General features: G+C 61.9%; 3 protein-coding genes. 2 read left to right on the top strand and 1 reads right to left on the bottom strand.

What is annotated here, in order from left to right:
- Positions 1 to 115: 115 nt before the first annotated feature.
- A complete protein-coding gene (locus tag ACNA0J_RS27690; RefSeq protein WP_460490269.1) occupies positions 116 to 3,913 on the bottom strand; it encodes a YhdP family protein in 3,798 nt (1,265 codons plus the stop codon).
- Here ACNA0J_RS27690 and glnE point away from each other — a divergent pair.
- Together glnE and ACNA0J_RS27680 are read left to right on the top strand one after the other, a co-directional pair.
- A complete protein-coding gene (gene glnE / locus ACNA0J_RS27685) occupies positions 3,912 to 6,704 on the top strand; it encodes a bifunctional [glutamate--ammonia ligase]-adenylyl-L-tyrosine phosphorylase/[glutamate--ammonia-ligase] adenylyltransferase (RefSeq protein WP_415822150.1) in 2,793 nt (930 codons plus the stop codon). The two genes, ACNA0J_RS27690 and glnE, sit on opposite strands and share 2 nt — an antisense overlap.
- Positions 6,705 to 6,905: 201 nt before the next feature.
- The gene (locus tag ACNA0J_RS27680) at positions 6,906 to 7,586 is read left to right on the top strand and encodes an epoxyqueuosine reductase QueH (RefSeq protein ID WP_415822156.1); all 681 of its coding nucleotides are present in this window, start codon (positions 6,906 to 6,908) and stop codon (positions 7,584 to 7,586) included.
- Positions 7,587 to 7,791: the final 205 nt, after the last annotated feature.

Genomic DNA, 7,791 nt, shown 5'->3' with positions numbered 1-7,791 from the left:
CTGCTCATGGGCCGAGTCGCGGCGATAGGCCCGGCGGGGCTTTTACACGCCGACCTCCTGCGCCAAAAGAACTCCACTCTACGCATGCCACAGACTACAACCGTACGGGCATTTTTTAATGCTCGATATAGTCTCGGTTCGATGAGCGGCCAGGTGCAGGCTTTGTCTCGACCGGATCGACCTTGGGGTCGTCCCACGATCCCGTTACGGCATACTCCATCGTCATCGCATGAGCCAGCGGTTGTTTCAGTAACCATTGCGTCACGAACGCCCCAAGACCGATCAAAGGATTCACGGCCAACGCTGTCACGACGGCTGCGCCGCTGGCATCCAGATTGGGAATCACGACCGCTTTCATATTCCACTGCTCGGCCACGATGTCGGTATCCCCGGCCAACACAATCGTCGCCACCGGACCGTTGAGTTTGTAGCCCTCGGTATGCGCGATCCCTCGGCTCAAGGCCATATCGCCCCGGATCGTATCAAAAGGAAAACCGTCCCGCCATGCGTCGGCCGGATTCGCCTCTAGTTTGGCCAGGCGCTGCAATGACTGCAGGGACAGAAGCTCCAGCAAACGGGCGCTGCGCGAATTCACGTTCAAGAAACGCCCCTTGTCCAGGCTGATCTGCACGTTGCCTTCGAGGTTGGCCAGATCGTGCGTCCAGGGCAGATCGCGCCATGTCACCTTGCCTACGATCGAACCGCTGCCGCCGCCCACATAATCCTTGTAGCCGATACGGTCCACAAACGCGCCCAGATCCTTGAATTGGGCTTTGGCATCCACGCTCAGGCCACGCTGCGCCCCTTTGAGGCTCCAATTTCCCGTCGCATCCAACGTAGCCGACTCATTACCGATATGCAGTTTGTCCAGGCGCCATAACTGGCCTCTTTCCAGATTGGTTCCCAAGACCTCGAGCTTGCCGACATTACTGCCGTACAGCGAAAACTGGTCCGCCTGCAGGTCGATCGCCGGGATATCCGACAAGTCATCGTCGGGCGTCGGCCCATCCTTGACGGGCATGCTGGTCGCGACGTCTGAGTCCTCACCCAGGGCCAGGTGTTTGAGCCGCGCGGTGACACGCCCTGCAATGGCGCCGGAGGCTTCCTGCCAGGATAGAGAACCGGCTGCCTGCTTGGAATTCAGCGACACCTGCCACTGCGCGGGCTGAGGACGCGTCGCAGCAAGCGTCAAATTGTCCATCGACCAACCCGCTACGCGCAGATGCTGCGTCGTCAAATTGATCCGATTCAGCATGGGCAATACTTCCGAGCGCGCAGCGGCTTTGTCTGAGTCCGACTTTTTGGTGCCCTCGGCCTCGTCGGCGACCTGTTGCCAGGCATCCAGATCCAGTTCCGGCATTTGCACATCGACCAGCATCCCGGCAGCCGCAGGCAACACCGCCGGCCGGCTCACACCCAATGCGCCGCGTGTGAAGTAACTGCCGCGCGCAGCGCGATCATGTTCCAGCAACAAGGCGACGTTGCCCCCAAGGCTCACCGATAGTTGATCGCGCTTGCCGCTATCGGCCGCGCTCGCCGCGCCCCAACTCGCTTTCAGCGGCAACGAGGCCGTCTTGGTTTTGCCTACCGGTGCGGGCAGGTCTATCGCCATCCCAGTCAGATCCGAATCCAGGGCGAGGTCCAATATTCCGCCCGGCCCATATCCGACATGCCCGCGATACGAAGTCTGGCCAGACAAGCGCTCCATCAGGGGATTACGCACCCATTGCGCCAGTCCCGAGGCAGGCACGGTCCCCTCGACACGCAAAGTATCCTGGCGTTGCTCGAGCCTGCCGCTGATACGTGCCTGTCCACCCAGAAACTCGGTGCGTAGCGCATCGACCCGCAGCCCACGTTCGGAAAACATCAATTCGCCCTGCACGTCCCGCAGCATCGGCATCTGCGGCACAAAACGGAAATCATTGCCCGCAAATACGATCCGTCCATCGACCTTGGAGTCTTCCGCATTCAGCAGCGGCACCTCGAGCTTCAACGGCACTCGCCACGCACCGGTGCCCTCGGCCGTATCGAGTATGCCGTCCAGCAACTGCCCCAATTGATAATGATTTGCCAGCGCTAAATAGGCTGGCACGGCACCGGAGATCTCACCGTCGAGATGCAGCGTCGAGGCGTGCTCCATGTCTGGAATCGAGGCTCGCACCGCCCCGATCGTCAGCGTATGGTCCTCGCCGATGTGCGCAATCGCTCCGCCCGGCGTGTCCAGCGACAGGCTGACTTTGTCCACGGCAAAATTGCCCGAGACGTTTTCCAGCCGCGGCCAGCCCTTGTTGCGGCCGTGCGGCGGCGCATAGTCAACGATCGCTCCGCTGTAGGCGCCCGCAATACGAAACTGGCCATGATCCTCTTTATCCTCAAAGGGGAATTCGTCCAGGTCGCCTTTCACCGTGACCGAAGCATCGCGGATATGTCCCGCGGGCAAGCCACGTGCCAGCCATTCACGCGCATCGGCGTTCACGGTCAGAGGCAAGTACTTGTGAATCGCCGACATACTGCCGCGAGCCAGATTTCCCTGAAAATCCGCCGTGCCCGCGATGGTCTTGCCCTGCCCGGTCCAGCGCCCATTCAGACGGGCATCCAAATCATCATTGGCCAAATCAAGCTGCCTGACGTCAACCACCAAAGGCTGCTGCGACGGATGACGCACAGTCGCGTCCAGACGCAACGTATCGACCTGCAGCAAGGCAGGATCGAACGTCTCGGGCAGATTGGCCTGCAAACCCGCCAACTCGGCACGGACAGTCATGCCAGCGTCCTCTGCCGCGGGCGCCAGTGGCACACCGTCCCATTGTGTGACGCTGCCGGGCGGCCCTTGCAGATGAAATGTGCCGGACTCCAGGCGAAACGCCAGCGCCTGAGACGATGTGGCAGTATGCGGTGCCGCTTGGGATGCAGCAGACCCCGCCGCCGCGTCATTCGTTGGCGTAGGCGTTGCATTAGCATCATCCGTCGCGTGCCAGCTCACCTCGCGCAATGCCGCATCCGCAGTGAGGTCAGTGATCTTGCCCTCATCCAAAGTCAACCACGCACGTGCTGCCCCCCGGCCCGAAACAGCCGGCACCGAAAGCCAAGGCGCCCAGGCCTCGGGCTCAGCATCCTTGATTTCCGCATAAAGCTCACCCGTCCAACGCGGTGCACCCGCCTGCAGAGGATTGCGATAAACATTGCCCCGCAGCATCACCTCACTCGCGAGCGCGGCAGGCGGCTCTGCCGACAAGGCAAAGCGGTGAGTCAGCAGCCCGTTGTAAAGCCGCAGACTGACATTACGCAACGCCACATCAGGGGCCTGACGCAGCTCATCCTGCCAATGCACCGTCGCCCCGACCAAGGCCAGATCACGTTGATTCGCCAACCAGCGCACCAACGGCGAGCGGCCACGCTCATCATCTGCACCAGTATTGAGATCAATCGATTGGCCCGCCACCCACAAATGATCGGCCACATCGCGACGAACCCATAACTCTGGGCCATCCACCCGCAGGCTGAGCAAACGCGGCGACAACACCAGTACGCTGCGCCAACCCAACACCGCCGAGACCGTTGGCAAGGTCAGCACCGGCTCGTTGTCCGAACCGTACACCACCAACGAGGTCAATCGCAGACTCGGATTCAAACCGCGCCAATCCGCTCTCAGCTCGCCAATCTGCACACGCGCGCCCAGTTCCTCGCTGGCATACGCCTCAATGCGAGGACGCCACTGATCGATATTGGGCAGGATCCAATATCGCAAACCGAGCAGAACAGCGGCCGCGGCAATATAAACGGCGAACCCGGTCCAGAATAGACAACGGAAGACTTTGGCAATTAACGACACAGAGCAGTGGGCAGAAAGAACTTCTTGGGGTATCGTCCCCTTATACCTGAAACGCGTCTTTCCGTCTGCACTTCCTCCCATGTCTGCCTCTCTGCTCGCCCCCGCCCTGGCCTGGTCCGGTTATCTGCGCCGCCGTGTCGATACCCATCCCGATCTGGCTGCCTGGCTGGAAGTCGCCAGCCATCATCCCGTCACACCGAACGTGCTGGCCGCTTGGCAAGCGGAACTGGCAGGCGCCGAGGCCTCGGCCGTCCTGCCGGTCCCTCAATGCCGCGAGGTCCTGCGCAAACTGCGCGAGCGCGTGTTCACGACGCTGATGGTGCGCGACCTGGCCGGCCAGGCCACACTGGAAGAAGTCGTAGGCGCCATGACGGCCCTCGCGGACCTGGCAGTGGCGATCACTTACCGCAGCGTCGCAGCAGAACTGGCCGAGACGCACGGCATCCCGCGCGATCCTGCCACCGGTGCCCCTCAGGAAATGCTGATCCTCGGCATGGGCAAGCTTGGCGGTCGCGAGTTGAACGTCTCATCAGATATCGATCTGATCATGCTGTATGGCGAAGAAGGTGAAACCGACGGCCCCCGCCGCATCAGCCATCACGAGTTCTATGGGCGTCTCACGCGCCGCATGATGCCTGTGCTGTCAGAGGCCGACGCCCACGGCCAGGTGTTTCGCACCGACCTGCGCCTGCGCCCCGACGGCGACTCCGGCCCACCTGCGTGGAGCCTGGACGCGCTCGAACACTATCTCGTCGCCCAAGGCCGCGAGTGGGAGCGCTATGCCTGGCTCAAGGCACGCTTGATTCCGGCGCAGGCCTTTCCCGATAGCGACTCCACCGCACAAGCCCGCCAGCTCGAAAGCTTGCGCGTGCCCTTTGTGTATCGCAAATATTTTGACTTCGATGCCCTGGCGTCCTTGCGCGCCCTGCGCGAACGCATCCGCCAGGACTGGCAGCGCCGCGCCCTGGCGCGCAACGGCGTAGACAGCGCCAACAACATCAAACTCGGCGACGGCGGCATCCGTGAAATCGAGTTCGTCGTGCAATTATTCCAGCTCATCCGCGGCGGCCGCATGCCTGCCCTGCAGCGGCGCGGCCTGTTGCAGGCACTGCACGCCGAACGCGATGCCGGCCTGATCAGCACCGACGATGCACAGCGCCTGGAAAACGCCTACCGCTTTCTGCGCCGCGTCGAACATACACTGCAGTATCGTGAAGACGAGCAAACCCATCTCTTGCCTGGCGATGCCGAGCAGCGCGCACGCCTGGCAAGTGCGCTGGGACTGGGCGCCGAGGAATTCGAGCGTACCTTGACGGAACACCGGACCTTTGTAGAACAGACGTTTCGCAACGCTTTCCGGCTGGCCGGCATGGGCGATGCCGACGATCACCCCTCCTCCACCGCAAGATCCGGTCACGCCTCGGATGCTCAGTCGTCCGCCGACGACGAACACGATGCGGAAAGCCGTCTGGCAGAACAAATCAAGCAAGCCTTTGGCAACGACGCCGACGACCTGCTGCGCCGCGCCGAATCGCTGCTGAACAGCCTGCGCGTACGCACCCTGCCCGAAAGCAGCCGGCGCCGCCTGGAAACACTGCTGCCCGCCGCCATCGAGGCAGCCCGGCAGACATCGGCCCCGCAACAAGCCGCCGCGCGCCTGCTCGACCTGATCGAAACCATCGCGCAGCGCAGCGCCTACCTGGCCTTGCTGGCCGAATTCCCGGATACGCTGGCGCGCGTGGCCCGCATGGTCGCTGCCAGCCCCTGGGCAGCTCAATACCTGACGCAGCATCCGTTGCTGCTGGACAGCCTGATCGATTGGCGCACCCTATTCCAGCCGCTGGATTTCGCGCAGATCGCACGCCAGCTCTCTGCCGACCTCGATGCCTGCAAGCTGCCCGATGGTGAGCCGGATATCGAGCGGCAGATGAACCTGATGCGTGACGTCCAGCGCCAGGCGAGTTTCCAACTGCTGGCCCAGGACCTCGAAGGCGAACTCACCGTCGAAGCACTCGGCGACCAGCTATCCGCCCTAGCCGACATGCTGCTGGCCGAAACCATTCACCGCGTCTGGCCGCTGGTCAACAAAAAAGCCGGCGCGGCGCCGCTGTTCGCCATCATTGCCTACGGCAAACTCGGCGGCAAAGAACTGGGCTACGCCTCCGATCTGGACCTGGTATTCCTCTTTGACGATCCCCGCGATGACGCCGCCGAGGTCTACGCCAAACTGGGCCGCCGCATGACCTCGTGGCTCTCCACCATGACCTCGTCGGGCCGCCTGTACGAAACCGACCTGCGCCTGCGCCCCGACGGCGATGCCGGTCTCTTGGCCGTGTCCGTCGAAGCCTTTGAACAATACCAGCTGAAACACGCCTGGGCCTGGGAACACCAGGCCCTGACCCGGGCCCGCTATGCTGCCGGCGACACCAGCATCGGTGCGCACTTCGAGCGCATTCGCGCCGACGTCCTCGTCCAACCCCGCGACGCCGCCGCCTTGCGCAACGAAGTCCTGGCCATGCGCGACAAAATCAGCGCCGGACATCCCAACCAGAGCGGCGATTTCGATTTGAAACACGATCGCGGCGGCATGGTCGACGTCGAGTTTGTCACCCAATACCTGGTGCTCTGCCACGCCGCCACCCATCGAGTACTGGTCAACAACCTGGGCAATATCGCCCTATTGCGCCTGGCCGCAGAGGCCGGGCTGATCCCCGCCGATCTGGCCCAGCTTGCCGGCGACGCTTACCGCACCCTGCGACGCACGCAGCACCAACTACGTTTGCAAGGCGTCGAAAAAGCTCGTGTGCCTCAAGATCGATTGATCGACGAACGCGCGGCGGTCACCGCACTGTGGAACACGGTATTGGGATAACGTAGGCACTCTCCCGAGGAAATACCGGGCCGCATCGAGTTTCGAGGCTCCCCCAGAAGAAGCGGCTCTGCTCCCTCCTGAACCCGACCTTGCGCTGGCCACGCGGTGTGTCTCGGGGACAGACACGTCGGGCGAGTGCTCTATGGGGCACTCGCAAATCATCGTAAAATAAGGGTTTTTACCGCCACCTCCCTGCCTGCCATGTCTGAATTCGTGCGTCCCCAACTCGAACTGCCCACCGGCCGCCGCAAGGTGCTGATGCACTCGTGCTGCGCGCCCTGTTCCGGCGAAGTCATGGAAGCCATGCAGGCATCGGGCATCGATTATTCGATTTTTTTCTACAACCCCAACATCCATCCTGTCAAAGAATACGAGATCCGCAAGCAGGAAAACATCCGCTTTGCCGAGCAACACGGCATCGAGTTCATCGACGCCGACTACGACATGGATAACTGGTTCGACCGGGTCAAGGGGCTGGAAAACTCACCCGAGCGCGGCGAGCGCTGCACAGTCTGTTTCGACATGCGATTCGAGCGCACGGCCCTGTATGCGCACGAACACGGCTTCGATACGATCACCAGCTCACTGGGGATTTCGCGCTGGAAAGACATGAACCAGATCAACGGCTGCGGCGAGCGTGCAGCGGGCCGTTATGACGATCTGGTCTACTGGACATACAACTGGCGCAAGGGTGGCGGATCTCAGCGCATGATCGAGATTTCCAAGCGGGAAAACTTCTATCAGCAGGAATACTGCGGATGCGTATACTCACTGCGCGATACGAACCGGCATCGACGCTCGCAGGGGCGGGATCGAATTCATATCGGCGTAAAGTTTTACGGCAAGGAAGAGATCGTCGATCTGACTACGTTGAAAGATTGAGCACGTAGTTTTTTGCTGGCATACCGAGTCTCTATTTAGACGTCCCTGCAGGAGCCTTGTGGAATTCCAAACACCGCGAGCCGGGGGCTGGCGTGTAAAGGGTACGCCGACCCGTTGAGGCCGCCGAGCCTGGTGTGTCAGGCGGGGGGAAGTCGGCTGGGCATGTTTGAGTGGAGCGCAGCGGAGCGAGTTTGCCCAGCCGCCC

It is taken from the genome of Bordetella tumbae (genome assembly GCF_965139195.1).
Classification (GTDB): Bacteria; Pseudomonadota; Gammaproteobacteria; order Burkholderiales; family Burkholderiaceae_B; genus Bordetella_A; species Bordetella_A tumbae.
This window is presented reverse-complemented; position numbering and strand designations above follow the sequence as displayed.